General features: G+C 41.8%; 28 protein-coding genes. 11 read left to right on the top strand and 17 right to left on the bottom strand.

Annotated elements, in window-relative coordinates; translation table 11 throughout:
- Positions 1–73: 73 nt before the first annotated feature.
- Positions 74–1,783 carry an ABC transporter permease gene (locus tag OSCI_RS10185; protein WP_007354855.1) on the bottom strand — a complete coding sequence of 570 codons (1,710 nt, stop codon included), beginning with the start codon at positions 1,781–1,783 and terminating at the stop codon, positions 74–76.
- Positions 1,784–1,910: 127 nt separating this feature from the next.
- Here OSCI_RS10185 and OSCI_RS10180 point away from each other — a divergent pair, with 127 nt between their 5' ends.
- Positions 1,911–2,999 carry an ABC transporter ATP-binding protein gene (locus tag OSCI_RS10180; RefSeq protein WP_007354854.1) on the top strand — a complete coding sequence of 363 codons (1,089 nt, stop codon included), beginning with the start codon at positions 1,911–1,913 and terminating at the stop codon, positions 2,997–2,999.
- 703 nt (positions 3,000–3,702) lie between these two features.
- Positions 3,703–4,881 (top strand): zinc-dependent alcohol dehydrogenase, encoded by a 1,179-nt coding sequence (locus OSCI_RS10175; protein WP_007354853.1) that lies wholly within the window; start codon positions 3,703–3,705, stop codon positions 4,879–4,881.
- A 382-nt stretch (positions 4,882–5,263) separates the two neighbouring features.
- Here OSCI_RS10175 and OSCI_RS10170 read toward each other — a convergent pair whose 3' ends face one another.
- A complete protein-coding gene (locus OSCI_RS10170; RefSeq protein WP_007354852.1) occupies positions 5,264–6,577 on the bottom strand; it encodes an NAD(P)/FAD-dependent oxidoreductase in 1,314 nt (437 codons plus the stop codon).
- A gap of 418 nt (positions 6,578–6,995) precedes the next feature.
- Between OSCI_RS10170 and OSCI_RS10165 the strand changes: the two genes are divergently transcribed.
- The 4 genes from OSCI_RS10165 (at position 6,996) to OSCI_RS10150 (ending at position 10,402) form a co-directional block, all read left to right on the top strand.
- Positions 6,996–7,700, top strand: coding sequence for an MBL fold metallo-hydrolase (locus tag OSCI_RS10165; protein WP_007354851.1), 705 nt, complete (start codon positions 6,996–6,998; stop codon positions 7,698–7,700).
- A gap of 11 nt (positions 7,701–7,711) precedes the next feature.
- Complete coding sequence (locus OSCI_RS10160) at positions 7,712–8,140, top strand: YeeE/YedE family protein (RefSeq protein ID WP_007354850.1); 429 nt, start codon at positions 7,712–7,714, stop codon at positions 8,138–8,140.
- Positions 8,137–8,550: a DUF6691 family protein gene (locus OSCI_RS10155; RefSeq protein ID WP_007354849.1), complete on the top strand. Its 414-nt coding sequence runs from the start codon at positions 8,137–8,139 to the stop codon at positions 8,548–8,550. Before OSCI_RS10160 ends, OSCI_RS10155 begins: the two co-directional genes overlap by 4 nt.
- A gap of 82 nt (positions 8,551–8,632) precedes the next feature.
- Positions 8,633–10,402 (top strand): SulP family inorganic anion transporter, encoded by a 1,770-nt coding sequence (locus OSCI_RS10150; protein WP_007354848.1) that lies wholly within the window; start codon positions 8,633–8,635, stop codon positions 10,400–10,402.
- A 230-nt stretch (positions 10,403–10,632) separates the two neighbouring features.
- Here the strand turns inward: OSCI_RS10150 and OSCI_RS10145 are convergent, their stop codons facing one another.
- From OSCI_RS10145 to OSCI_RS10115, 7 genes are all read right to left on the bottom strand, one after another.
- The gene (locus OSCI_RS10145; protein WP_007354847.1) at positions 10,633–10,836 is read right to left on the bottom strand and encodes a DUF6887 family protein; all 204 of its coding nucleotides are present in this window, start codon (positions 10,834–10,836) and stop codon (positions 10,633–10,635) included.
- 4 nt (positions 10,837–10,840) lie between these two features.
- Complete coding sequence (locus tag OSCI_RS10140; RefSeq protein WP_007354846.1) at positions 10,841–11,056, bottom strand: DUF6888 family protein; 216 nt, start codon at positions 11,054–11,056, stop codon at positions 10,841–10,843.
- Between the two features lie 238 nt (positions 11,057–11,294).
- Positions 11,295–11,711: an Imm1 family immunity protein gene (locus OSCI_RS10135; protein WP_007354845.1), complete on the bottom strand. Its 417-nt coding sequence runs from the start codon at positions 11,709–11,711 to the stop codon at positions 11,295–11,297.
- Entirely contained in the window at positions 11,711–12,130 is a 420-nt protein-coding gene (locus OSCI_RS10130) for a deaminase (protein ID WP_007354844.1), read from the bottom strand. The genes OSCI_RS10135 and OSCI_RS10130 overlap by 1 nt, the downstream gene beginning before the upstream one ends.
- A gap of 72 nt (positions 12,131–12,202) precedes the next feature.
- Positions 12,203–12,841 (bottom strand): hypothetical protein, encoded by a 639-nt coding sequence (locus OSCI_RS10125; RefSeq protein ID WP_007354843.1) that lies wholly within the window; start codon positions 12,839–12,841, stop codon positions 12,203–12,205.
- 49 nt (positions 12,842–12,890) lie between these two features.
- On the bottom strand, positions 12,891–13,973 hold the full coding sequence (locus OSCI_RS10120; protein WP_007354842.1) for an adenylate/guanylate cyclase domain-containing protein: 1,083 nt from the start codon (positions 13,971–13,973) through the stop codon (positions 12,891–12,893).
- A gap of 84 nt (positions 13,974–14,057) precedes the next feature.
- Positions 14,058–15,305 (bottom strand): GTP cyclohydrolase II, encoded by a 1,248-nt coding sequence (locus OSCI_RS10115; protein WP_007354841.1) that lies wholly within the window; start codon positions 15,303–15,305, stop codon positions 14,058–14,060.
- Positions 15,306–16,053: 748 nt separating this feature from the next.
- Between OSCI_RS10115 and OSCI_RS10110 the strand changes: the two genes are divergently transcribed.
- On the top strand, positions 16,054–16,365 hold the full coding sequence (locus OSCI_RS10110) for a WGxxGxxG family protein (RefSeq protein ID WP_007354840.1): 312 nt from the start codon (positions 16,054–16,056) through the stop codon (positions 16,363–16,365).
- A gap of 106 nt (positions 16,366–16,471) precedes the next feature.
- Here OSCI_RS10110 and OSCI_RS10105 read toward each other — a convergent pair whose 3' ends face one another.
- Positions 16,472–16,693 carry an AAA family ATPase gene (locus OSCI_RS10105; protein WP_007354839.1) on the bottom strand — a complete coding sequence of 74 codons (222 nt, stop codon included), beginning with the start codon at positions 16,691–16,693 and terminating at the stop codon, positions 16,472–16,474.
- A gap of 163 nt (positions 16,694–16,856) precedes the next feature.
- Here OSCI_RS10105 and OSCI_RS10100 point away from each other — a divergent pair, with 163 nt between their 5' ends.
- Positions 16,857–17,621, top strand: coding sequence for a DUF561 domain-containing protein (locus OSCI_RS10100; protein ID WP_007354838.1), 765 nt, complete (start codon positions 16,857–16,859; stop codon positions 17,619–17,621).
- Between the two features lie 65 nt (positions 17,622–17,686).
- On the opposite strand, the gene OSCI_RS10095 is transcribed toward OSCI_RS10100, so the two are convergent.
- On the bottom strand, positions 17,687–18,304 hold the full coding sequence (locus OSCI_RS10095) for a hypothetical protein (RefSeq protein WP_007354837.1): 618 nt from the start codon (positions 18,302–18,304) through the stop codon (positions 17,687–17,689).
- Between the two features lie 81 nt (positions 18,305–18,385).
- Here OSCI_RS10095 and OSCI_RS10090 point away from each other — a divergent pair, with 81 nt between their 5' ends.
- The 3 genes from OSCI_RS10090 (at position 18,386) to dprA (ending at position 21,182) form a co-directional block, all read left to right on the top strand.
- On the top strand, positions 18,386–19,042 hold the full coding sequence (locus OSCI_RS10090; protein WP_007354836.1) for a DUF2301 domain-containing membrane protein: 657 nt from the start codon (positions 18,386–18,388) through the stop codon (positions 19,040–19,042).
- Positions 19,043–19,284: 242 nt separating this feature from the next.
- Complete coding sequence (locus OSCI_RS10085) at positions 19,285–19,965, top strand: hypothetical protein (RefSeq protein ID WP_007354835.1); 681 nt, start codon at positions 19,285–19,287, stop codon at positions 19,963–19,965.
- Between the two features lie 50 nt (positions 19,966–20,015).
- Entirely contained in the window at positions 20,016–21,182 is a 1,167-nt protein-coding gene (gene dprA, locus OSCI_RS10080; RefSeq protein WP_026103824.1) for a DNA-processing protein DprA, read from the top strand.
- Between the two features lie 117 nt (positions 21,183–21,299).
- On the opposite strand, the gene OSCI_RS10075 is transcribed toward dprA, so the two are convergent.
- From OSCI_RS10075 to petC, 6 genes are all read right to left on the bottom strand, one after another.
- Positions 21,300–21,773 carry a rhodanese-like domain-containing protein gene (locus OSCI_RS10075; RefSeq protein ID WP_007354833.1) on the bottom strand — a complete coding sequence of 158 codons (474 nt, stop codon included), beginning with the start codon at positions 21,771–21,773 and terminating at the stop codon, positions 21,300–21,302.
- 53 nt (positions 21,774–21,826) lie between these two features.
- Positions 21,827–22,282, bottom strand: coding sequence for a DUF2214 family protein (locus OSCI_RS10070; protein WP_007354832.1), 456 nt, complete (start codon positions 22,280–22,282; stop codon positions 21,827–21,829).
- Between the two features lie 99 nt (positions 22,283–22,381).
- Positions 22,382–22,762 (bottom strand): rhodanese-like domain-containing protein, encoded by a 381-nt coding sequence (locus OSCI_RS10065; protein WP_007354831.1) that lies wholly within the window; start codon positions 22,760–22,762, stop codon positions 22,382–22,384.
- A 46-nt stretch (positions 22,763–22,808) separates the two neighbouring features.
- Entirely contained in the window at positions 22,809–23,249 is a 441-nt protein-coding gene (locus tag OSCI_RS10060) for a NifB/NifX family molybdenum-iron cluster-binding protein (RefSeq protein ID WP_007354830.1), read from the bottom strand.
- A 105-nt stretch (positions 23,250–23,354) separates the two neighbouring features.
- On the bottom strand, positions 23,355–23,795 hold the full coding sequence (locus OSCI_RS10055; protein WP_007354829.1) for a fused DSP-PTPase phosphatase/NAD kinase-like protein: 441 nt from the start codon (positions 23,793–23,795) through the stop codon (positions 23,355–23,357).
- 35 nt (positions 23,796–23,830) lie between these two features.
- Positions 23,831–24,364, bottom strand: coding sequence for a cytochrome b6-f complex iron-sulfur subunit (gene petC, locus OSCI_RS10050; protein WP_007354828.1), 534 nt, complete (start codon positions 24,362–24,364; stop codon positions 23,831–23,833).
- Positions 24,365–24,532: the final 168 nt, after the last annotated feature.

The following is a 24,532-nucleotide window of genomic DNA, read 5'->3' as shown; positions in this document are numbered from 1 at the left end:
GGTTTTAACCCCTGACCGCTTTCAGCTTAAGTTGACACTAATGCTTCTTCCTCTAGCCCCTAGCCCCTAGCCCCTAGCCCCTAGTTGAAGACTGGCGCGATCGCGCAATTTTCCAACTTAATAAAATAACTGGTAACATCCCCACTAAAACAATTGCTAAAGCTGGGCCTGAAGCTTCAGCTAATCTCTCATCTGAGGCAAGCTGATAAGTTCGTACAGCCAAGGTATCAAAGTTAAAAGGTCTTATAATTATAGTAGCAGGTAACTCTTTCATTACATCCACAAACACTAACATCATCGCAGTTAATAGACCTCCCGTCATCATTGGCGTATGTACTGTAACTAAAGTTTGCATCGGACTATAACCCAAACTTCTCGCCGCATCATCTAAATTAGGCTTGATTTTACTCAAACTTGACTCAACTGCATTTAACGAAACAGCTAGGAATCTAACTAAATAAGCAAAGACTAAAGCTGCGATCGTACCGCTTAATAATAAGCCAGTAGAAATTCCGAAATTTTCGCGCATCCAACCATCAAATAAATTGTCAAATTTGCCAATGGGAACCAGAATGCCAACTGCAATTACAGAACCTGGCACAGCATAGCCCATTGCCGCAATGCGAGTTCCTAATTGCACTCCTAAGTTGGGATATAATCGTAAGCCGTAAGCCATAATTAAGGCAATAATTACGGCTAAAATTGCTGTTAGCGTTGCCAAAATCAAACTATTGCTGGCAAATACAAAAAAGCGGTCGTCTAAAGTTAGTTGCCAATTGGCTAAGGTCAAATTGACTAAAAGACTGGCGGGCAATAAAAAGCCAAAAAATAGCGGTAGAAAACAACTAATTATCGCTAAAAATTCCCTAATTCCGTTAAGCTGATAAGTTTGTAGTTGGCGATAACGACTGCTAGCTTGATAATATTTAGTCCGACTGCGCGACCAGCGTTCTAGTAAAATTAGGCCCAGAACAAATAATAATAACATGGCAGCTAATTGATTGGCGGCAATCCTTTCTCCCATGCCAAACCAAGTCCGATATATACCTGTAGTGAAAGTATCAACTCCAAAATACTGAACAGTGCCATAATCGTTAAGAGTTTCCATCAAAGCCAGCGCTAAACCTGCAATTATTGCTGGTCTTGCCATTGGTAAGGCAACTGTAAAAAAACTCCGCCAAGGACTACAGCCCAGGATTCTACTAGCTTCTAGGGTACAAGTTGATTGCTCTAAAAATGCAACTCTTGCTAATAGATAGACGTAGGGATATAAAACCAAGATTAGCATTAAGATTGCTCCAGGGAGCGATCGCACGTTAGGAAACCAGTAGTCTCCGTAACTCCAGCCAAAAACATAACGCAAAGCAGTCTGGACTGGGCCGGAAAATTCTAAAAAGTCTGTATAAATATAAGCTAAAACATAAGCTGGGGCGGCTAAAGGTAATAGTAACGCCCATTCAAATAGGCGACTGGCCCGAAAGCGACACATTGTTACTAACCAGGCGCATCCTACGCCAATTACAACCACACCACAGCCGACACCGATCGCTAACCAGAAAGAGTTGAGGATATAACGAGTTAAAACTGTATCAGTTAAATGCTGCCACGTATCTTTAGCTTCAAAAAAGATACTGGATAAGACGCTGAGGATGGGTATGGCGATCGGCAATGCTAAAGCGATAACCGCAACTGTCCACCCACTAGCGGATAAACTGGGTAAGTTCGACAACCTTTTGATTCTGCTGATGGCTGTTTGTTGTAGCGATCGTTTGGAATTTTCCATTGGGCAATAAACTGTCTAGCTTGCTATTCTATCAGTAGGTGTAAACATTAGTCAAGTCTTTATGAGAATTTATATCACTAAACTGGTTTATTGTAGAATAGTAAGTTGTTGATTATTTATAGCAATAATGACTCGACCTGTAATTCTGCATTTGGATGGTGTCACAAAACAGTATGCCCAAGCAGCATCACCTGCGGTGGCATCCGTCACCCTGACCTTACATCAGGGAGATATACTGGGGTTGTTGGGGCCGTCGGGTTGTGGGAAAACAACGTTGCTGCGGTTAATTGCTGGTTTTGAACAGTTACAAGCAGGGGCGATCGCTTTAGCAGGAAAAACTGTAGCCAGTGTTACGATGTCACTCCCCCCGGAACAGCGAGACATTGGTATGGTGTTTCAAGACTATGCACTTTTCCCCCATTTAACAGTGGCGAAAAATGTAGCTTTTGGCTTGAAATATCAAGGGAAAGAGTCAAAGCATAATATTAACAAAGGTGTCGCAGAAGCTTTAGCATTAGTAGGGCTAGAAGGATTAGAAAACCGCTATCCCCATGAATTATCTGGGGGTCAGCAACAAAGAGTAGCTTTAGCCCGTGCTTTAGCCCCTAGACCTGCGATTATTTTATTAGATGAACCCTTAAGTAATTTAGATGTACAAGTAAGGTTAAGATTGCGTCAGGAAGTCCGCGATATTCTCAAAACCACAAAAACTTCTGGGGTATTTGTCACCCACGATCGCGAAGAAGCACTTTCGATTTCAGATTGGGTAGCGGTAATGCGTCAAGGCAAATTAGAACAGTTTGGCACTCCAGAGGAAGTTTATCGAGAACCAGCATCTAGATTTGTGGCGGAATTTGTGACGCAAGCTAATTTTGTATCTGCATCCCTGAAGCAGGATATTTGGGAAACAGAAGTAGGTTGTTTTGCCGTTAAAGGAGATTCCTTTGTACAAGTTCCCTGCGATGTTTATACTCAAGGAGAATTGATGATTCGACAGGAAGATTTGAGTTTATTTTTAGATGAAAATTCGGCGGTTGTGATTTGCGATCGCCAATTTTTAGGTAGAGAAAATCGGTATTGTTTACAAACTCCTTCGGGACAAAAGTTGTATGCACTTACAACCACAGGAAATGTCTTTCCCATTGGTTCTAAAGTTCGGTTATCTTGTGGCGATAATTCTCCCCTAGCTTTCTTTGTTGGTAATCCGACAAGATAAAGGCCTCAACCTCTCAGTCCCTTTTCCACTTCTCCCTAAGCTGTTGAACATTTAAAATAGATTGTAGGGTGCGTCAGTCCGAAGTTTTTCCCGTTTAAGCGTAAGTGTTCTAGCTGACGCACTCTACAAGCCTAGTTAGTGGTTTAAATGCACAACAGCTTACTGTCTCCACCTCTCCCTGGCCTCTCCTCAGAGGAGAGGAAATTAGATGTATCACAGCTTTATAGTTGAGGAACTATTGTTATCAATCAGTTCTTTTGCTGGTTATTTTTAATTATTAAAAAGCTTGAGTCGAATTATGTCGCAACCGAATTCAGCACCAGAGGAGCGCTTGATCTTCCTTAAGAAAGAGAAAATTTATTTAAAGACTCATTATTCTTAATAGAGAGCTAAATCCAAATAATCGAGATAATAACCTGAAGGTTTCAAAATGCACCTTGGGGGGTTTCTAGTATTCTATAAATATCTAGAAAACCCTGTCTGTTGTTGGCTTTTAACTCGATAAACTCTCTTTAGAGAGAGCGAATTTGTCGAAAGGACTAAGTAAATAGCCATAGAAATAGGACTTACGCAGGTCGTCCCAGAAACCTGGTTTTTGAGAGAATCTGTGGGTAAAAACGAAGTATTTTCGGAAAAAAATCGGTTTATGAGGTTGGGTTCGTAAGTCCTGAGAAAGTACCAATTGACAGGAGAGGAAAAAACAATGAAAGCAGTTTGTTGGCTAGGTACTAACAAAGTAGGAGTCGAAACAGTACCCGATCCCAAAATCCTTAATCCACGAGATGCGATTGTCAAAATCACGACAACAGCCATTTGCGGTTCTGATTTGCATTTGTATGACGGCTACGTTCCCACAATGGAACAGGGAGACATCCTGGGCCATGAGTTTATGGGGGAAGTCGTAGAATTGGGGAGTGCTGTTAAAAATGTGAAGGTGGGCGATCGCGTCGTTGTGCCATTTCCGATCGCCTGCGGTGGTTGTTTCTTTTGCAAACAAAAGCTAACCTCACTGTGCGATAACTCCAACCCCAATGCTTGGATGGCAGAAGCAATCATGGGGTATTCCCCAGCCGGTCTGTTTGGCTACTCCCATATGCTGGGAGGTTACGCAGGGGGACAAGCCGAATATGCCCGCGTTCCCTTTGCTGATGTTGGGTTGTTCAAAATTCCCGATGGACTGGCAGATGAACAAGTCGTATTTCTGACCGACATCTTCCCCACTGGCTATATGGCGGCGGAAAACTGCGATATCCAACCGGGTCATACTGTCGCGATTTGGGGCTGTGGCCCCGTCGGTCAATTTGCAATTCGCAGTGCTTATATGCTTGGTGCAGAGCGAGTGATTGCGATCGATCGCGTTCCCGAACGCCTTCAGATGGCGAAAGATGGGGGAGCAGAAATCCTCAACTATGAGGAAATCGAGGTAGGGGAAGCTCTCAAAGAAATGACGGGGGGGCGCGGCCCCGATGCGGTGATGGATGCAGTCGGAATGGAAGCTCACGGGATGGGGTTGGAAGGATTGTACGACAAAGCTAAACAAGCGGTGCGTTTAGAAAGCGATCGCCCCCACGCACTGCGACAGGCGATCGTTGCTTGTCGTAAAGGTGGCACGGTGTCGATTCCTGGTGTATACGGCGGCTTTGTAGACAAGATGCCGATGGGTGCTGCTATGAACAAAGGCTTGACTTTCAAGATGGGTCAAACGCACGTACATCGTTATTTGCAGACCTTACTCGATCGCATCGAAAACGGCGAAATCGATCCATCGTTCGTGATCACCCATAGTCTACCTTTAGAACAAGCACCACAGGGCTATGAAATTTTCAAGCACAAGAAAGACAACTGTATCAAAATAGTGCTCAAGCCCGGTCAAGCTGCATAGATGGCATTGCATCGGAGCATCGTAACCGCCTTGGCGGTTCTTATAATGCCAGAAACCGGCTTGCTTTTGGGTAAGTAGTTGGACAAAAATAAATAATGTCATTGCGAGCCCAGCGAAGCAATCCTAAACCCCTGCGTTGGCGAAGCCTGCGCGTAGCGCTTATGCTTCACTTCACTATCGTTCCGTTCGCAATGACATGGTTGCGTTTATTTATGTCCAACTACTTAGTAGCAGCAGGCAGCAGGCAGGAGGCAGGAGGAAAATGCAATCAAAGAAAGGGTTTGGGCGATCGAGAATGTCCTAACCGTTGTGGCGGTTGCTATAGTAGCAAAGAGATCGACCATCTCACCCAAAGAAACCCGGTTTCTTTGGGTAATTCCTGTTACTTTTTCCACTGGATAAACTTAATGTAATCTCCTTCAAACTGCTCTCCTTTCAACATCCGATTCCAATAAATCCAAGGCAAAGCGAAAGTTTTCATTTGCCACATAATCCAACGCTCTTTTATCGGATTGAGGGGAAAACTAGAAAGCAGTGTACCGCTATAACCATCAAATTCAGCCATGATGGTCTTGCCATAGCCAGTGATTAAAGGACAGCAAGTATAGCCGTCATACTTATGTAATAATGGTTTGGATTCTATGAAATTTAGCAAGTTTTTAGCGACAATTACGGCTTGTTTGCGTGCTGCTGCTGCCGTCTTAGAAGTTGGCAGCGAAGAAGCATCTCCTAAGCTAAATACGTTGGGATACCGATTGTGCTGGAGGGTATATTTATCTACATCTACCCAGCCATAGGAATTACCCGGAACGGCTAAAGGACTTTGTTTAATAAAGTCAGGAGCGCTTTGGGGCGGTGCGACGTGAATCATTTCGTACTTGTGGGTGACACAATCGACAACATCACCATTTTCATCAAAAATATCAAAAATAGCCTCTTTGTTTTCAGCTTTAATTTCCTTCAAATTGTGCCGGAACTTAACATCAATTTGTCGTTCTTGGACAACGTTATCTAATATTGCCGAATATTCTGGTACTGAAAATAGTTTAGTTAATGGCGTAAGAAACATCACGTTAGTGCGCTGACGGACTGCTAATTTGCGGAATATATCATCGGCCATGTACATGACTTTTTGCGGAGCACCACCACATTTAATCGGAGTATTGGGAAAGGTAAAGAGAGCGTTTCCCCCTCGAAAATTTTTGATGAGTTCCCAGGTATAAGGTGCGTAATTAGGAGCATAATTGCTAGTAACACCATCTTTTCCGATCGCTTCTTTTAGCCCTTTAATTAAATGCCAGTCCAATTGAATGCCGGGACAAACAATTAAGTAATCGTACTCAATCAGGATGCCTTCTTGCGTGAGAACCGCATTATTTTCTGGGTCTAATTTAACTACTCGATCTGCGAGCCAAGTCGCTTGTCGAGGAATAAAATCTTTTTTATCCCTCACTGTATCTTCAATTTGAAATACTCCTCCGCCTGTCATTGTCCAACCGGGTTGATAATACTGCTTGTGCGATGGATCGATAATGGCAACATCTAGAGATTTGTTTTTTTTCAATAACATAGAAGCGGTGGTAAGTCCGGCAGATCCACCTCCAATGAAAACGATTTGGTGGTGCAGTTTTTTAGTCATGGCGGGGGTTGCGGACAAAGCTGGAGTCTGGGATTGTTGGGATGTTGAGGTAATCATAAGTAGTTTTTTCTTTGAAAATAGGTTGACCGATCGCTTCGTTAGTCGATCGGGTTCTAGCAGGTTAAGCAGGACATACGCACGCGAGGCCAAAAACCGGGTTTCTGCGTCAATATCTCTCGAAAAAAGCGATGATTTTTCAAAGAAACCGGGTTTTTTGCGTAAGTCCTGTTGAGTAAATCTACTTACCCCCGCCGCTAACTTTTTTGTTGCTATTGTCAAATTGTACAACTTAGTTTACTATATAGCAATATAGGCAATTATAAATATGCGCTCGTCGCGTGGCATATTTGAAAGCTAAGGAGACAGCGCCTTCTTTCCAAGTCCTAATCGTAGTTCTCAGGCTAAGTCTGGGGACTAGATCGCGATCGCCCGACATTCCCTCAAACAGGTAAAAACTTTACAAGGAGTCACAGAAATGTTATTTCGCCAAATGTACGACAACGAAACCAGCACTTATACTTATTTAATTGCTGATGAAAATACCAAAGAAGCAGCTTTAGTCGATCCGGTAATCGAGCAAGTCGAACGCGATTTAAAGTTAATTCAAGAATTAGGATTAACTTTGCGCTATTGCTTGGAAACTCACATTCACGCCGATCACATTACGGGAACGGGTAAGTTGCGAGAAATCACGGGTTGTGATGGTATAGTGCCAGAAAATGCCCAAGCTGTTTGTGCTAACCGCTTTATTAAAGACGGGGAAGTTTTAAAGCTAGGCGAGGTTGAAATTAAAACGATCGCCACTTTAGGACATACCGACAGCCATAACTCTTACCTAGTCAATCAAGACAGAGTGCTGACTGGAGATTCGCTGTTAATTCGTGGTTGCGGGCGGACTGATTTTCAAAGCGGGAATCCGGGTTTGATGTACGACCACGTTACGCAAAAATTATTTACTCTCCCAGATGAAACCTTAGTTTATCCCGGTCACGATTACAGAGGAAATCAGGTTTCTACAATTGGGGAAGAAAAGCTATATAATCCCCGGTTTGTTGGGAAAATTAAGGCGGCTTTTATCGAACAAATGAATAACTTAAATTTGCCCAATCCGAAGAAAATTGCTGAAGCAGTGCCAGCTAATCAACAATGTGGAAAGACACCTGTAATGGCAGAAGTTTGAGGACTTAGAAAGTGGAAAGTTTGAACGGGTTTATTGCTTTAATTGGTGGCATTTTAATTGGGTTAAGTGCCACCCTATTACTAGCATTTAATGGTCGAATTGCTGGTATTAGCGGGATTGTCAATGGTGCGATCGCCTTTTCTAAACAGGAAGTCTGGCGGTGGATATTCATTGTGGGTATGTTGCTGGGCGGCGTGATTTACGAATATGGACTCGCACCTCAACCAACTCCCACCCCTGCACTTACTCCTTGGGCAATGACGATCGGCGGTTTTCTGGTTGGTTTTGGTACCAGAATGGGCGGCGGTTGCACGAGTGGTCATGGAGTCTGTGGATTAGGTCGATTGTCAATGCGATCGCTAGTGGCAGTTCTGACCTTTATGATTACTGCCATCCTCACAGTTTTTGTAGTCCGTCACGTATTGCAGTTGAGTATATGAAAGAGCAGCTAATCGCGTTATTGTCAGGAGTATTATTTGGTCTGGGACTAGGGCTTTCGCAGATGATCGATCGCGATCGCGTACTAGGATTTTTGGATGTCGCTGGTGCTTGGGATTCAACCTTATTATTTGTGTTGGGTGGCGCAGTCACGGTGACAGTAATTGCCTTCCAATTTGTGCTGCGTCGCCCTCAGCCAATATTTGCCGATCAATTTCATTTACCAACAAAGAAAGACCTCGACAAATCTTTAGTTATTGGGGCTGCTATTTTCGGTGTCGGTTGGGGAATTTGTGGATACTGTCCAGGGCCAGGTATTACTGCTTTAGTGTTGGGTAATTGGAATCCTATTTTGTTTTTGGTGGCGTTCATTGCAGGTTCGCTGACCTATAAAAACTTATCTGAAAAGTAATTTTTATAGGAGTGTAACCACTGGATAATATGGTTCATGCTAGTCCAGAAACATTAACTAATTCATAGTTTAATTACCTAAAATGTTTAATCAAAAAACAATGGTTGGGCAATTGCAACAGCAGAAATGGCTGCATCAATGGAGTCACTTTTTTCCGATTTTAGATTGGGGTTTACACTATCAACCGGAGTATTTGGTAGGCGATATTACTGCCGGGATTGTTGTTGGCACTGTGCTAATTCCCCAAGCGATGGCCTATGCTTTATTAGCAGGTCTACCTCCTCAAATTGGGCTATATGCTAGTATTTTGCCGCTATTAGTTTATGCCTTTCTTGGTACCAGTCGTCTGATTTCGGTTGCGCCCGTAGCATTGGATTCGCTGATGGTTGGGGCGGCAATTGTCCCCCTAGCTGCTGAGAATACACCCCAATATTTAGGATTGGCATTATTGCTGGCATTAATGATTGGTGCGATCGACATTTTTATGGGGGTTTTTCGGTTAGGATTCTTGGTAAATTTTCTCAGTCAAGCAGTGATTTCTGGCTTTATTAGTGCGGCGGCAATTGTAATTAGTTTTAGTCAGGTTAAACATTTACTAGGATTAAAAATTCCCCAAACTGAATCTTTTATTCAGTTACTAACTTATCTAGCCAAAGGAATTAGTGCAATTAATTGGTTTACTCTATCCTTGGGTTTAATCAGCATTTTCCTATTGGTCTATTTCCCAAAATGGTTGGGAAAACAACTCAAGAAACGCGGATTTCAAGAGTTAACAATTATGCCACTTACTAAAAGTGCGCCTCTCCTGCTGGTAATTAGTAGTTCGTTGCTTGTTTGGTGCTTTCATCTGGATAAAATTGCGGGGATAAAAGTTGTGGGTGATATCCCCAAAGGTTTACCTGCTTTCACTTTTCCGGTGCTGGATGGCAATACAATTACTACATTATTCCCTGCGGCTTTGGCGATTAGTTTTGTAGGTTTCATGGAAGCCTATTCAGTGGGTAAGTTTTTGGCTAGTAAGAGAAGACAAAAAGTTGAGGCTAACCAGGAATTTATAGCTTTAGGGGCCGCAAATATTAGTGCAGCTTTGACGGGTGGTTATCCAGTTGCCGGCGGAGTAAGTCGATCGGGTGTGAACTTTTCTGCTAATGCTAATACTCCTTTAGCATCAATGATTACGGCATTAATTGTGGCGCTTACTGTCATGTTTTTAACGCCGTTATTTTACTTTTTGCCACAAGCTTGTTTAGCGGCAATTATTGTGATGGCTGTTAGTAGTCTTTTCGACATTGCCACGCTGAAACGCTTGTGGGTGTATAACAAAGCTGATGCGATCGCGTGGATTTCTGCATTTCTGGCCGTCTTATTCACCAGTGTGGAAAAAGGTATTTTGTTCGGTGCTGCGGTATCAATTCTATTACATCTATGGCGCACTAGCAAACCGCATATCGCGGTTGTTGGTAGAGTTGGAAACAGCGAACATTTTCGCAATGTGCTGCGCCATGAAGTTAAAACTTGTCCTCATGTCTTGGCGGTTCGGGTTGATGCTAGTCTTTACTTTGTCAATACTAAATATTTGGAGGATTACTTGCTGAAAGCAGTGAGCGATCGGCTAGAGGTAAAATATTTATTACTGGTATGTAGTGCCGTAAATTCTATTGATGGTAGTGCTTTGGAAACGCTCAAAAGTTTGATTCTTGACTTAAATAATCGGGGAATTGAATTTTATATGTCTGAAGTCAAGGGGCCGGTGATGGATGGATTGTTAAAGGTTGGGTTTGTCGAAGAGTTAGGGAAAGACCATGTTTTTTTAACTACTGACCAAGCAATGCAAGCTTTGGAATGTGTATAATATAGGGCTTACGCACGTTCGGTTAAAAACTCGGTTTCTGGCCCCGCGTATAATCAAAGAAACCGGGTTTTTTACGATTCATATCGACTGTAACGAAGTCTGTCGCAAAAACCCGGTTTCTGGCCACCACGTAGAATCAAAGAAACCGGGTTTTCCCCAAATCTTTGCACTGTAACGAAGTCTGTCGCAAAAACGCGGTTTCTGGCCACTTTCGATCGCCCTCTCTATATTTAATTATCAGCAGTTTTATTTCGGGTTTTCTCATCCACTATCCGCTTGAATAATTCAAATTGTTCTTGTTCTTCCTCCTTGTTCTTTGGCGGGTGGAACATAATCACTTCTGCGTCGGGACTACGGCGATTTACCAAAGCATCTAAAGCTTTTAAATCATCCCGATGTACCCGCACGTAATCTCTCAATTCTTTTCGAGTCATTTGTTCAAATTGTGGTTTCATCGATCAACTCCCAATTTCCATCTCGATATACTATGATTTCTAAATTGTCAGATGTCAAAATGTAGACATATCCCTTTTGTTCGCTAAAACTAAATAGCTGGATGTCCCGGTAGTAGTTGGACAACATCTGACAGACTCGTAGGCAAGTTTGGGCTTGTTTGTCGGTTGGGTGAATAGCGCTATCCTCCAATTGTGGCATAAGTTATGATAGGATGGACTCGGTGTTATTGCCTACCCCATTGCGATCGTGGATGAAACTCGCGCCCAAGCTTATATTACTTATAGGTATGTAGTTGCGCTGTCTTCTAGGACTTTGGCACCCAACCAAAGAAACCGGGTTTTTTGACGAAAATACTTCGCCCGAACCCACATATTCTCTCAAAAACCCGGTTTCTAGGGCCATGAGCGTAAGTCTTGTCTTCGTTAACGCAACTACATCAGATCGAGACTAATGATTTCTCTTCTTCCCAAGAAAGCGAACGCTCTAGTTCCCCTGATTCTGCAAAGGTTTTAGCCGCTAACAAAGCTACTTGTAATTCAATGCACATTTGCGTGGAATAATTGCCTTCTTGTCCCCCCACAACTAACTTTTCTATAGCCTGGCTTTTTGATAAATCAACTAAGTTTTGAAAGCTGATGTTGTCAAAAGTTGCATTGACGATATATTTGCCAGAAAAACCACCTCCAATGCTCATGTAAGTGTCATCATCGCTCCCCAAGGTAACTAAAGTTTTGGTTTTTCCATCTAATTCAAGTATGGCTTCTTCTATTTGTTGCCAAGTGGGATTGTCAATTAGGCAACCTTGATTTCGGTTGCCTATCCAATTTTCTACAGATAGATTTAACACGATCATTATTGACTCCTTCTTTTTGGTGGTTGGGGGATTATAACTTTGCTGCCACTGGGAGTAATTATTTCTAATTCTTCTATGCCTAACTGCCAAGCCATAGAATTTACTCCTCCTCTTATACCACAAGCAGCGCAAAGATCGCGATCGACAATCAAGCGGGCTTTTCCACCTCTAATTCCTGCATCATCAGCTTGTTGAAAAGCATCCGCTTCGGCGTGGGTTTTGGTGATCGGATTGACAGAAAAAGTAATTTTTCGACGAGTGGGGTTACTACCGGAGTTGATACCGAAGAAAGTTTGACCACCTATTTCTAGTTTAGCAATGGTTGATTTATCTATTTCACTGCCAGCCGGTGGAAGCTCGATCTGCTGTCTGTATTGAGATAGTTCATCAAAAATATTTTGTTTTTTTTCTTGAGTCATTATATTGTTTAATAATCCTATTATATTATTATCAAATTGTCAAACTAATCGCGAGCTCTTGAATCAAGGCGATTACCCATTTGCATACAAATCAATAATTCGCTTAATCACTCGCACTACATCATATAGTTCATTCTGTTCTGGGTTAACCAGGGTAAATTTTTTTGATGTTGCATACTGATGTAATTGGCTATCGAACTTGACAAATATATAATCTTCACCATTCATTATCATCCCAAAAGTAGGCTTCTCAGGGTGAGGATTTGCCATCATGTAAGCCAAGGTTTGCGGTAGTGCTTGTAAAACACTAAAACTATATTGTTTAGCTTCTATTAACACGACCCATAATAAGTTTTTGATAACCAAGGTATCAATAAAGCCTTCTAATACGGTATCTCCGTTTTCAATCTCTATTTTGACAAACTTCTCCCCTCGAATTTTAAATGGTGGATCGCAAAATCCCAATAGTTCTAAAAGAGGAGATAAGGTAATAATGTTAACGGTAGCTTCGAGAATAAAGCCGTCTGCTGCATAATAAAGATAGCGGTTTTTTAAGCGGTCTAGTAAGTTTTTTTCAGCCTCTGTCAGTTCAGGTAAATCATCCAGCCATTCGGTGAAAAATTGAGGATCGTTTGCCAGAATGATGTTGAATTGTTCTTGAGCTTTGTTGAGGTTTGTAATGGCTTTTGTAATAGCAATTGTTTGAGGCATAATCGAAGCGAGCTCTATGACAAGTTTATATTAATCTTAGCACAAGCTTTTAATCAACTAGACACCGATAAACTTCATTCTCCTTAAAAAAATCAAAATGACTGTAATCCATAATATTATCTAAAATTACATTCTTATCAATTTTTATTAATTTATATTCCCACTTAGAACCGCTAACTTCCCGTTTGATCTGTTCTGAAGCTACCACAGAATTTTTATCCGTACCCGGACAAACTATGCCACTAACTTTTTCTAGTCTCGCCGCAGTATTAATATCTTTTCCATAGGTGCAAGACCTAAAAATATATAAATTACCTTTAGCAATTCCAATCGATAAACCACAAGGTATTTGATGAGTTTGAATAAAAAGTTTCCAGTTTTCACATAGGTTTTCCATTGCTGCTAAAGCTGAGTGAGCTTCGGGAAAAGTTAAAAGATGAGAATCGCCGACAACATTGCGAATTGTGCCGCCGTATTCTTCGCAGATTGTCTTTTCAAACATATCAAAATTCGTCAATAAATATTCTACATCTTGTATCGAATTTGATTCTTGATACGCGATAAATCCTCTCAAGTCGGCTTTAATAACTGCCTGGTTTTTAACAATTCTTGTCTTGTGTTCTTGATCTATTTTGTATACTTTTTCCGGTTCGCTCATTCCTTTTAAGGAAAACTCATTTACAAAAGATGTTTGCACTTCTGCTTTATTAAGTGCTAACCAAGCCGCTTGGGATAAATATATTTCATCGGGAGGCGTTACTGATTCTATTCTTGCTGTTAAATTAACTGTATTGCCAAAGATATCTTTATCCTGATGTAATACGTCTCCCAAGGTGATTGATACGCGAATTGCTAAACGGTCATCATCAGTTTTTCCTGACTGCTGTGCCCTCAATTCTTGCTGCATTTCTATGGCTGCTAATGCCGCTGATGTCACGCTGGGAAAAATAATCCAAAACGAATCTCCTTCACCTTTGATAATACTTCCTTCACTTTTAGCACTAATATCTGAAATGAAAATTTTATGTTCGTTTAATAAGCTACTTAAAGCCCCTTGAGATAAGGTTTTTACTCTAGCGGTATACCCGCAAATATCAGTTTTCATGATCACAGTAGAACGCAAATTAGCCATGATTTTTAGATCGCAAGCAAAAAGATACAATAATTATTGTAGAGGCGCAATTCTTAGCCCCTGATTAATTGCGCCTCTACAATGCTAATCTGCTAAACTCCGTCCTTTTGTTTCCGCCAGAGTTGTAGCATCGGGTACTTTGTCTGGTGTGTAGTAACCCGCAGCTTTCTTAGCAAGAATTTCTACCTGTGCATCTGCGGGAATCCAATCTTCAGGAATGGGGATGCGCTCAATTACCTCAATGCCAGAATTCTTAATTGCATTATATTTCATATCGCTCATGGATACTAAGCGGTCAATGCGGGTAATTCCCAACCAGTGCAGTACATCTGGCATCAATTCTTGAAATCGCATATCTTGAGTGCCAGCTACGCATTCAGTGCGAGTGAAATAGGCATCGGCACGATCGCCGCCTTCCTGCCGTTTCCGGGCATTATAAACTAAAAATTTCGTCACTTCTCCTAATGCTCTTCCTTCTTTGCGGAAGTAAACAATAACACCAGCACCTCCCTCTAAAGCAGTTTGAATGCAAACCTCAATTCCGTGTACTAAATAAGGCCGACAGGTGCAAATATCGGAACTAAAAACATCGGAACCGTTACACTCGTCGTGTACGCGGACGGCGAGTGGTTTGTTAGGGTCAGTAATATTAGCAATCTCTCCGACAATATAAACTGTAATCCCGCCAATTGGGGGTAAAAAAATGTGTAAATCCGGTCTGGTTACTAACTCAGGAAACATCCCTCCTGTTTGCTGAAAAAGTATCCGGCGCAAATGGCTTTCCTCAACCTTGAGCCGATGGGCAATTCCTGGGAGATACCAGACGGGATCTATGGCAACTTTAGTTACTACTAAGTTGCCACCTTCTTTGACTATTTTACCATCAATTTGCACTCGTCCTTTGGCGATAGCATCTTGCAGCTCTGGCATATTAATGTGAGCTTTAGTAATAGCAATTGAGGGGCGAATATCATAGCCTTGCTCGTAAAATGTGGCGTAAACTTCGCCTACCATTGCGCCAAAGGGATCGAGGCAGACAATTTTGTGGCGATCGCTCCAACTGGGATGGGGGCCGATGCGTTCGGCGGGCGAGGTATTGGTAAAATCGGGACGGTGATCGGCTTGGAGTGTACCAGATGCGATCGCTAGCGCCCGATAAACAGAGTAGGAACCGGAATGAGTACCGATTGCATTACGGTGAGTTGCCTTGCTGAGCGTGCCAATAACTGGGCCGCGCTTGAGGGGATCGCTTTCTCCCCAGTGAATCGGCATCGATTTTGCGCCTGCTTTGCCGGGATGGGAGGTTAAAACAATATGCTTGGGTTTAGGCACGGTTTCCTGCTTACTATAGATACTGTTGTTAGCTGGTAGGCTACTCGCGATTGAAAACAACCCTCCACCATACTAACAGCATTCTGCTTTTAGAAGTATCGGGGGTAGCCAAATTTACAACGCTCACTTCTATTTTAGCAAGTTTTTTGAATGCGATCTAGATAGATTTAAACTACTTACAGGGATAGACTTTGCTACAGATAATTTTAAAATTGAATTTGGCAAATAAATTTAGAAAATATTGGGAGAATGCTTGATAAAATTATGGTAATTGAGCAAGTAGTATAAAGACAAATAATTGATTCTCTAGAGTTTTTTTTCAAAAAGTAACCGCTCATAGGCACAGATAAAAATAGATCGGGGACTAGGGAAACAAGGGAAGAGAAAGAAAATAGAATAAAATTAAGGGTTTAAGCAACTGAGAAAATATTAATAGTCTGAGCAGTTCTATGATCTTCAAACTATTACCACCTTAGCATATTTTTGCAATCTATCTTAAGTAAGAAAAACACAGATAAAATCTTACATCGAGCGAGAACTTAATTTTTTTATAACTAAAATTGGAGTCAGTTAACAGCGAACACTGCCAGAATTTGCCGATTAAAATTGCCTAAGATTGGGATTTTATCTCCCTACAGTGAGAGTTTACACTCAACTCATTTACTGCTCTAGAGAGATTCTACTTCTGTGGGGAATCGGTATTGTTGTAAAGAGTGCAAGATTGTTCAACGAGAGCGGAGTTTGAATTATGAAAAGTTCTGATTTATCTAAGGTAATTGGTGCGAGTGTGATGGCAGCGGGTTTAGTGATTCTACCTGCTACTCTTCCCGCTTCAGCTCAGACTAATACTTCTCCAAATACTGACAACACTACCACCACTACAACCCCCCCTCGAGCGGATGTTTATGATGCCGATATCGATAATGACTTTGACTGGGGTTGGTTAGGTTTGTTAGGTTTGACTGGTTTGTTGGGTTTGATTCCCCGCAAACGAGAAGAAACAGTGCATTATAACAGTACCACTAGCGATCGCGACCCCGTTCGCACTGACTACCGCTAAGGCTCAAGTCAGAGGTTAAGTTAACCCGTTAGAGTATGAATAGAAATCGTGAGACCCCCACCGTTGGGGGTTTTTTGTTGTCAGAATTAGGGAAGCGATCGCGCAGTCAAGTAATCAAATCCCCCTCACAAAGAGTCAGACCACTTAATTCTGAAATTTTGGATTGTAACTGACCTTTGGCCGATTCTGCTAGAAGTGAGAATATTTCTAAAAAAGAAGTTTTCCCAACGCCGTTAGCACCAATCATCACTGTCAGAGGCCGCATTTCCACCTCCGCCGAAAACAAGCGGCGGAACCCCTCAATGGTTATAGACTTAAATGTGTTCATATCTTTAGTCCTTTACCTTGTAAAATCCTAATATGCACAGTTTTATTCCCTCTGAACGATTCTGCCTCTATCTTATATATCTACAAATTTTCCCAACCTAAGTGCTTCAGTTCCTAGTTCGTGTCACAATGATCCTGAGAAATTTTTGGATTTGAAAACCAACATGACCGTACATCCTAAATTGCAACGTGCTTTCGAGCAAGGCAGAGCACTTAAAATTATCAGTGGTTTGAACAATTTTGATGTCGATCGAGTCGCAGCTACCGTTAAAGCAGCGGATCTGGGCGGCGCAAGCTTTATCGATATTGCCGCCGATGTCAACTTAGTGCAAATGGCTCGTAAATTGACAAATCTGCCGATTTGCGTATCTGCTGTAGAACCTGAGAAATTTGTCGCCGCAGTTGCTGCGGGTGCTAATTTGATTGAAATCGGTAACTTTGACAGTTTCTACGCTCAAGGTCGCCGTTTTGAAGCTGAGGAAGTGTTAGCGTTAACTCGCGAGACGCGATCGCTCCTTCCCCACATTACCCTCTCTGTCACCGTCCCGCACATCTTGGAACTCGATCGCCAAGTACAATTAGCTCTAGACTTGGTAAAAGCTGGTGCTGACATCATTCAGACAGAAGGCGGAACCAGCGCCAAACCAGTACATCCTGGGGTTTTGGGACTGATGGAAAAAGCTAGCCCAACCTTAGCCGCCGCCTACGAAATCTCTCGCGCCGTTTCAGTACCAGTGCTTTGCGCTTCCGGGATCTCCAGCGTCACTGCACCTCTGGCAATCGCCGCCGGTGCCTCTGGCGTTGGCGTAGGTAGTGCTATCAACCAACTCAACAGCGAAATTGCAATGGTGGCCGCTGTTCGCAGTTTGGTGGAAGCAATGGCTACGGTGTCGCGATCGCCTATCTCTGCTGTGACTTACACTCCTTAATAATCATGGGGTGCGATCGCACCCCATAAAAATTAAAAATTAACAGTTAACAATTAACATTTTTATTAATCATAATTAAAAAACCAAATCGCGTAATCATCCAATAAATCCCTGTTGGGCGAATCTTCCTCAGTCGCCTCCAAATCAGCGACAGGCAATGTGAAATTTTTGCCATCAGAGACACGCTGCACCTCTACAAGAATACCCACTTCCTCCGAAATCAAATCCTCGAAACGCAGGAGTTTGAATACATCACTATAAGAGGGTCGAATCTTTTTCAGCTTTTCATACTCTTTTTTATTACCACGACCAAAAACAAATTCCTCCTCCCAAACAAATTCTTCTTGCCCCGTAAGGTTGCAAGGCATCTTAATATTTTTCTTCAAAAATTCCAAATACTTTTTTAAAGTTTTCTCACTAACATCAATATTTTTTACATTGAGAATCTTTTGAATTTTATGCTCAAATTCATCGAGGTCAAAGTTGTTTTCTTCTAGATCGTCATCCTCGCCTTCCAGATCGAAAAAGTGAACGTTAGGCAAACTCTCAAATATATTTTTTAGGCTTCTCTCTATGTTTTGCTTTCTTCCTGCTACAATAGTCTCATCAAGCTGAATCGGCTGGAGCTGTGGGCTAGCTGCTGCGGATTTGGTTTTATTTGGTCGATCGTCAAATTTAGACATGACTTTAGCCACTAATGCAGGTTTATTAGTAAAGTATATCTTGGCAGTAGTACCTTAGTGGTTGAGAAATAGGAGCAAGCTATGACGCAATTACTGAACTCATCTAAACCGGAAGTCTACCAAGGACACTTTGGGGAATTTACGATCGAGGAAAGCGATCGCACCGGAGTTATCATCTATCGCAGCGGCTTAATTGTCGCAGCCATCTGTTTTGCGATCGGCACTGTACTCGTACTTTGGCAAGGTGACAACCCAATTGTACAGCAAGCTTTAACGCCAATTTACGTATGTTTTTCTCTAGCATTAGGCGTTAGCTTAGCCACTATTCACATTTACATGATCCTGCTACACCGCCTTCTCCAACTATTTTGGGGGATCGGTGGTATCGCCGCACTTGTCCTCACCTTACAAAGCAGCGAACCCCTCGCTTTAGCAGTTTATAATCACCCTAGCTCGCTCTGGGGTATTGGCTTTACCTTCGCTGCCTTGGTGGGAATTTATTTCAAGGAAGCATTTTGTTTCAACCGTCTAGAAACCAAATTTTTAACACCTGTTGTTCCTTTTCTGATTTTAGGACATATCATGGGTTTTTTGTCAGTTAACAAGGAACAATTTTTGCTAGCATTATGGGCAGTTTTGTTTCTGATATTTGGGCTGAGAAAATTATTTCAACCCATCCCCCAAGACATCGGCGATAAAAGTGTTTTTGACTACTTACACTCGCAGAAATCAGGTTGATTGGTAATGGGTAATTGGTAATTGGGATACACAGATTTTACAGATTGCTCTGATTTCACAGACTAAACGATCGTGACTCTAACTAATCCGTGTAATCCGTGTAATCGGTAAAATCCGCGATCGTAACTGGTAATTGGTAATTACTTCTTTAAATCCGTTACATAATCTGTTGCCTGATTGGGAAAAAAGTAATTCACCTAAATGTGCTAATGTCTTGCCTGCGCTACAATTTCTTGAATTTAATGCAGAACCACAAATCAAAAAAAAGAATTAAAATTCAACTACTCCAGCGAAAAGAGGTATGGGTAATTACATGGCAAGGCTGGATAATTATCATTATCTCTTTAATAGCTTCCACGATATTAATAATCGGAAATATTTATCCATTCTTAGCAGTAAATGCGCCAGTAAAAGCTGATGTATTAGTAGTAGAAGGATGGTTGCCAGACTATGCAGTAGATAGCGCGATCGCAGAATTCAAAAAAGGGGGCTACAGTAAATTAATTACCACAGGTTTACCTGTAGGCAAAGGATACTATCTCGCTAAATATAAGAATTATGCCGAACTAACAGCCGCTTCTTGCATTGTACGAGGGCTGGATAAAGATAAACTGATAGCTGTGCCTGCACCCTATGTAATTAAATACCGAACTACCGCCTCCGCCATAGCACTAAAAGATTGGCTGGCAACTTCTGATTTAAAGGTAAAATCGATTAATATTTATACATTGGGAGCTCATGCCCGCAGGAGTTGGATGCTGTTTAAAGCTGTTCTGAGTCCTGAAGTAGAAGTAGGCGTAATCGCAGGCAAAGCGGAAGATTACGAGCCTCAGTTATGGTGGAATTCTAGCACAGGATTTCGGACAGTGATCAACGAAGTTATTGCTTATATTTACGCCAGTTTTAGGGGCTGGAAAGCTTAAAAGTTGTTAGTTGTTAGTTGTTAGTTGTTAGTTGTTTTGAGGGTACTTATTTGAGCGGAGAACGTGCCTACTGGTTAGCTTGGTCGCAAATAAAAGGTGTTGGGCCAATGTCCCTGCACAGATTACAGCAACACTTTGGTAATTTAACAGATGCTTGGGCAGCAAAACCAGCAGATTTACAGCAAGTTAATGGATTTGGTAAGCAGACAATTGAAACAGTCATCGGGGAAAGATCCTGTCTTAATCCCGAACAATTCCTCGAAGAACATCAAAAGAAAAACCCCTGTTTCTGGACACCCGCCGATACAGATTATCCCCGTTTACTATTAGAAATACCGAATCCACCACCTGTGCTTTATTATCGTGGTAATGTCGATCTGAAAGAAAATCACGGTATTACGCCGACTGTTGGGATTGTCGGTACGCGATCGCCTTCTGAATACGGAAAACGTTGGACTCGTAAAATTAGCACAGCCTTGGCAAAAAGAGGCTTTACCATTGTTTCTGGATTAGCCGCCGGCATTGATACAGAAGCTCATGCAGGCTGTTTAGACAGCGGTGGAAGGACTCTAGCAATTTTTGGCACTGGTGTTGATATTGTCTATCCTGCTGCGAATAAAAAGCTAGCTGAACGAGTTTTAGAGCAAGGATTAGCTATTAGCGAATATCCGGCGGGAACCAAACCTTATAAAACTCATTTTCCCCAACGCAATCGGATTATTGCTGGCTTAAGTCGGGCGGTATTGGTAATGGAAGCGCCGCAGAAATCGGGTGCTTTGATTACTGCTTATCAGGCTAATGATTTTTGTCGAGATGTTTATGTTTTAACTGCGAGATTAGACGATGAGCGCTCTTTTGGATGTTTGGAGTTACTGAGTAAAGGTGCTCATCCTATTTTACCTAGTAACGATCGCTTTTTAAGTGAAGAGCGTTTGTTAGAAATGCTGGGGGCTATGCCAAAATTAGATTCTGCTCAATTAGATTCTGCTCAATTAAATTCTCCTCAACAGTTGTCGCTATTTCCTGAAAATCCGCCGCCTATTTTAGAGCCAGACTTAGCGAAAGTATTGGAGGCGATCCCGTTTGAATCTACTGTTTTTGATTTGATTGTTGAAAGAGCAGGTTTAGCACCGGGAGAGGTATCTAGTGCGCTTTTACAGCTAGAATTATTAGAGTTAGTTTCGCAGTTGCCCGGAATGCGTTATCAGCGTTGTTAGGAAGAAGGAAGAAGGAAGAAGGATTTAGTTATCTAGGAGAGAAGGAAGAATGTTTATACAGTCAGTTTTTTAGCCATCCTTATCTTATGTTTAATTAGATGGATTTACTTAATAATTTTATATGGATTTGTTTTCCAAAGGTTCACCTGCGGCTTTCCAACCTTGAATGCTAGGAGGAAAAGCCCGGACGTTAGTATATCCTAACATTTCCAAAGTCATAACTCCCATTCCCGTTCGATAGCCCGTTGTACAATAGAGAACTACAGGGCGAACTTTTGGAATTTTATCTAGATTTTCAGCTAAGGTTGGCAAGGGGATATTAATGGCATTGGGAATGTGACCAGTTGCGTATTCAGCAGGCTGTCTGACATCAATTAATAGAGGATTATCTCTGGCAATTATCTTTTTGAGATCCTGGATTTTCATCACAGTGTAATAATCGCCGGGAAGAGAATTCAAAAAATTATCGATCGCTGCTGATAACTGCGTTTGAGGTATAGAACTAAGTGCTATGAGTGGCATGGGTGCGATCGCTAAAATCCAAATAGATAATAACGTTCCCATCAATAATTTCAGAAAAAATTTTCGCATATCTTTATCCTTAGAACTAAATAAACTCGCTACATTGCCGCCAGTTATCTACATCAGTTCCACCCGCTCATTCTCGCCATAACTGCTGCTAGGAGTGGCAATAAAGTAAAACCGAATAATTCTCCTTTGATTAGCCAAGATAGTCGGTTTACCTGGGCAATCTCTAAACTGGGAGCCTCACCCTTTTGCAAGTCTTTAAACCATGAAATAAAGGTGAATGTTGGATATAGGGAAAATAAACTGACTAGAATAAACACACCCATTTTAGCATAGAAAAAGGGATTATTTAGATAATAATCTGTTCCTTTGCCAAAGTAGAGAACTCTCAAAACTCCTGTCACTAGAATTATCGTCGCAGCTATCCCGTAAGCTGCATCAGCAAAAGCCACTCTTTTTGCTTCATCAAGTGTCATTTCTTTTTTTAAGTTGAACATCTCTACTGTCAGAGATGCAAAGGCTAGCATGAAGCCTAAGTAATGGAAATAAGCTGTGATTGAACTTGCCCACATGATGATCTCAGAAAAAGTGCAACGAACTAGAGAATTTTACTAGGTTAAAAAGCTTCTGGGAAATGAGTTAGTGGGGTAATATACCCCACCATTAAATGCTCAAGTTTTACCCATTGCTATTTCTAGTTTCAATTGCCGCCATTCTACCATACCGCCAGTAATATTAAAAACCGCTTCAAACCCTGACTTAATCAGAAAGTCGGCAGCAATTGGACTGCGGTGAGATGTTAAACAAATAACAGCAATTGGTTGATCTTGGGGCAAATCTCGAAACCATTGGGGTAAAATCCATTTGCGAAGCCAAGAAATTCTCCCGATCAAAATTCGAGGTAAACTGAGATTGATTGCACCAGGAGCGTGACCTGTGGCATACTCTAACTGACTGCGAACATCAATTAATAAAGGTCGGTTAGATAACTGAGTGAATTCTAGAGGGGAGAGATTAACCAGACTTGGTTTCATTAAAGATATAGATGCCATTGAAAACCTCTTTTCAATTTCAACTCACCAACATTTTTTGACAATCTTAATTGCCACCTTCTGCTGCACATTCGTGATGATGTTGATGACCGTGTTCGTGACGATGTTTATGATCGTGTTTTTCTTCATGTTTGTGTTCACCGCCATGTTCGTGACATTCTGCTTCTTCTCTCACTAAAGAACCATCAAGATAAGCGCTCACCGCTTTGTCTAAATCGGTTTCTTTGGTGACAATTGCTGCAATTCCTTTGCGTTCCAGCCTTTCCACCAAACCGCGTCCCATTCCCCCAGCAATCAAAACTTGTATATCATCTAATGGATGGGATTCATCGGGTGAACTATCGTGAAAAGATTGTGCTGGAGATAATTCTAAAAGTTGCTTGCCCAGAATTTCTGTGGCGTTGGTTTCGTAAATCCAAAATTTGCGGCAATGTCCAGCGTGTTCTGTAATCGCTGTTTTATTTTGACTCGCTAAGGCGATTTTCATAGCTGCTCCTGCTCTTTAAAGTGTTGATAATTTAGGCTTAATGCGTCAGTTACTTTCAATGGTTGAAAATCTTTAACTGAGATTTCGATTCAGATGGAAAACTAACTAAACTTTTGAGGTTTTCTGGGACTGAAAATACTGATGAGCATAAGCTTCCAAGGGACAATTAGGCTTGTGTTCCAGTCCCAAAGCCTGCCGACGCTCTAAATAATGTTGTTCCGTCCAGTTTTGTTCAATAGCTAAAGTTAATAAAGTCATTACTCCGGCTCGTAAACCTGACGCACATCGCGTATAAATTGGTTTGGGTGCGGCATCAACGGCTTGGATAAAGCCTTCGAGAGTGGCTGGAGTTAAGTTTAGTCTATCGATGGGCAGACTAATAAATTCAAAACCCAGTTGTTTGACTTGTTCTGCATTCAATTGATTCTCTTCACTGATTGTACACAAATCAATGATGGTTTGGTAGCCTTTTTGGTGAATTTCTCTCAGTTCTTCCTGGGAAACAACATTACCAATTGCTAGAGATTCAGTTACGTTTTGAAACATTAATTTTGTCCTACTGTTGATTAATTGATTTATGCTTAAACCCACCAGGGAGCATTCCCAGTTCGCGGGTCAATTTCTGTCCAAGGAGCCATAAAAATTGTGTTGTTTTCAACGGTGACGCGAACTAATTTCAGTGGGAGAGGTGCGGGCCCACGCACGACAGAACCATCAGGACTATAGCGAGAACCATGACAGGGACATTGAAATTGTTGGTCGGTTTCATTCCAAGGAAATGTGCAACCTAAATGGGTGCAGTTATCGACAATTCCGATATTGTCGATCGCGCCGTCTTGTTTGACAATTAAATAAGTAGGTTCGCCAGCTAACCCAGCAACTAAGGCGCGAGTTCCAGGGGGTTCTGCTAATATCTGGCTGGCAGGAATGGGATTGCCTAATTTATCTTTGGCGATGATTGCTCCTCCTGCGCCGCTTTCTGTGGGTGGGATCAAGTATTTGGCTACTGGATAAAGTGCGGCTCCCGCAGTGGAGGCCACGACTGCACCCGTCAAAAAATTGAGCAATTGCCGACGGGATATGGAAGGACTATCGAGGGGAAAAGTGTTGTCCATTTTGGATTCGTTCTTAAGTTGGTGCAATTTGCACCATTAATACTACTATATAGCTAATTAGTCAAATAGTCAAGTCAATGTTTTACTTTTTCTGGTTGAAGCTTGCCATCCAGGGCGAAGCGCTATAACTGTAAGTTGGAAACTTGTTGATAGGCAAGCTCCAAATTA

Origin of the sequence: Kamptonema sp. PCC 6506, assembly GCF_000180455.1 — a bacterium.
GTDB lineage: Bacteria > Cyanobacteriota > Cyanobacteriia > Cyanobacteriales > Microcoleaceae > Kamptonema > Kamptonema formosum.
This window is presented reverse-complemented; position numbering and strand designations above follow the sequence as displayed.

Excerpts from the sequence above, each read along its gene's own strand:
- OSCI_RS10185 (WP_007354855.1), bottom strand. The coding sequence starts at position 1,783 with ATGGAAAATTCCAAACGATCGCTACAACAAACAGCCATCAGCAGAATC.
- OSCI_RS10180 (WP_007354854.1), top strand. The coding sequence starts at position 1,911 with ATGACTCGACCTGTAATTCTGCATTTGGATGGTGTCACAAAACAGTAT.
- OSCI_RS10175 (WP_007354853.1), top strand. The coding sequence starts at position 3,703 with ATGAAAGCAGTTTGTTGGCTAGGTACTAACAAAGTAGGAGTCGAAACA.
- OSCI_RS10170 (WP_007354852.1), bottom strand. The coding sequence starts at position 6,577 with ATGATTACCTCAACATCCCAACAATCCCAGACTCCAGCTTTGTCCGCA.
- OSCI_RS10165 (WP_007354851.1), top strand. The coding sequence starts at position 6,996 with ATGTTATTTCGCCAAATGTACGACAACGAAACCAGCACTTATACTTAT.
- OSCI_RS10155 (WP_007354849.1), top strand. The coding sequence starts at position 8,137 with ATGAAAGAGCAGCTAATCGCGTTATTGTCAGGAGTATTATTTGGTCTG.
- OSCI_RS10150 (WP_007354848.1), top strand. The coding sequence starts at position 8,633 with ATGTTTAATCAAAAAACAATGGTTGGGCAATTGCAACAGCAGAAATGG.
- OSCI_RS10145 (WP_007354847.1), bottom strand. The coding sequence starts at position 10,836 with ATGACTCGAAAAGAATTGAGAGATTACGTGCGGGTACATCGGGATGAT.
- OSCI_RS10140 (WP_007354846.1), bottom strand. The coding sequence starts at position 11,056 with ATGCCACAATTGGAGGATAGCGCTATTCACCCAACCGACAAACAAGCC.
- OSCI_RS10135 (WP_007354845.1), bottom strand. The coding sequence starts at position 11,711 with ATGATCGTGTTAAATCTATCTGTAGAAAATTGGATAGGCAACCGAAAT.
- OSCI_RS10130 (WP_007354844.1), bottom strand. The coding sequence starts at position 12,130 with ATGACTCAAGAAAAAAAACAAAATATTTTTGATGAACTATCTCAATAC.
- OSCI_RS10125 (WP_007354843.1), bottom strand. The coding sequence starts at position 12,841 with ATGCCTCAAACAATTGCTATTACAAAAGCCATTACAAACCTCAACAAA.
- OSCI_RS10120 (WP_007354842.1), bottom strand. The coding sequence starts at position 13,973 with ATGGCTAATTTGCGTTCTACTGTGATCATGAAAACTGATATTTGCGGG.
- OSCI_RS10110 (WP_007354840.1), top strand. The coding sequence starts at position 16,054 with ATGAAAAGTTCTGATTTATCTAAGGTAATTGGTGCGAGTGTGATGGCA.
- OSCI_RS10105 (WP_007354839.1), bottom strand. The coding sequence starts at position 16,693 with ATGAACACATTTAAGTCTATAACCATTGAGGGGTTCCGCCGCTTGTTT.
- OSCI_RS10100 (WP_007354838.1), top strand. The coding sequence starts at position 16,857 with ATGACCGTACATCCTAAATTGCAACGTGCTTTCGAGCAAGGCAGAGCA.
- OSCI_RS10095 (WP_007354837.1), bottom strand. The coding sequence starts at position 18,304 with ATGTCTAAATTTGACGATCGACCAAATAAAACCAAATCCGCAGCAGCT.
- OSCI_RS10090 (WP_007354836.1), top strand. The coding sequence starts at position 18,386 with ATGACGCAATTACTGAACTCATCTAAACCGGAAGTCTACCAAGGACAC.
- OSCI_RS10085 (WP_007354835.1), top strand. The coding sequence starts at position 19,285 with ATGCAGAACCACAAATCAAAAAAAAGAATTAAAATTCAACTACTCCAG.
- OSCI_RS10075 (WP_007354833.1), bottom strand. The coding sequence starts at position 21,773 with ATGCGAAAATTTTTTCTGAAATTATTGATGGGAACGTTATTATCTATT.
- OSCI_RS10070 (WP_007354832.1), bottom strand. The coding sequence starts at position 22,282 with ATGTGGGCAAGTTCAATCACAGCTTATTTCCATTACTTAGGCTTCATG.
- OSCI_RS10065 (WP_007354831.1), bottom strand. The coding sequence starts at position 22,762 with ATGGCATCTATATCTTTAATGAAACCAAGTCTGGTTAATCTCTCCCCT.
- OSCI_RS10060 (WP_007354830.1), bottom strand. The coding sequence starts at position 23,249 with ATGAAAATCGCCTTAGCGAGTCAAAATAAAACAGCGATTACAGAACAC.
- OSCI_RS10055 (WP_007354829.1), bottom strand. The coding sequence starts at position 23,795 with ATGTTTCAAAACGTAACTGAATCTCTAGCAATTGGTAATGTTGTTTCC.
- petC (WP_007354828.1), bottom strand. The coding sequence starts at position 24,364 with ATGGACAACACTTTTCCCCTCGATAGTCCTTCCATATCCCGTCGGCAA.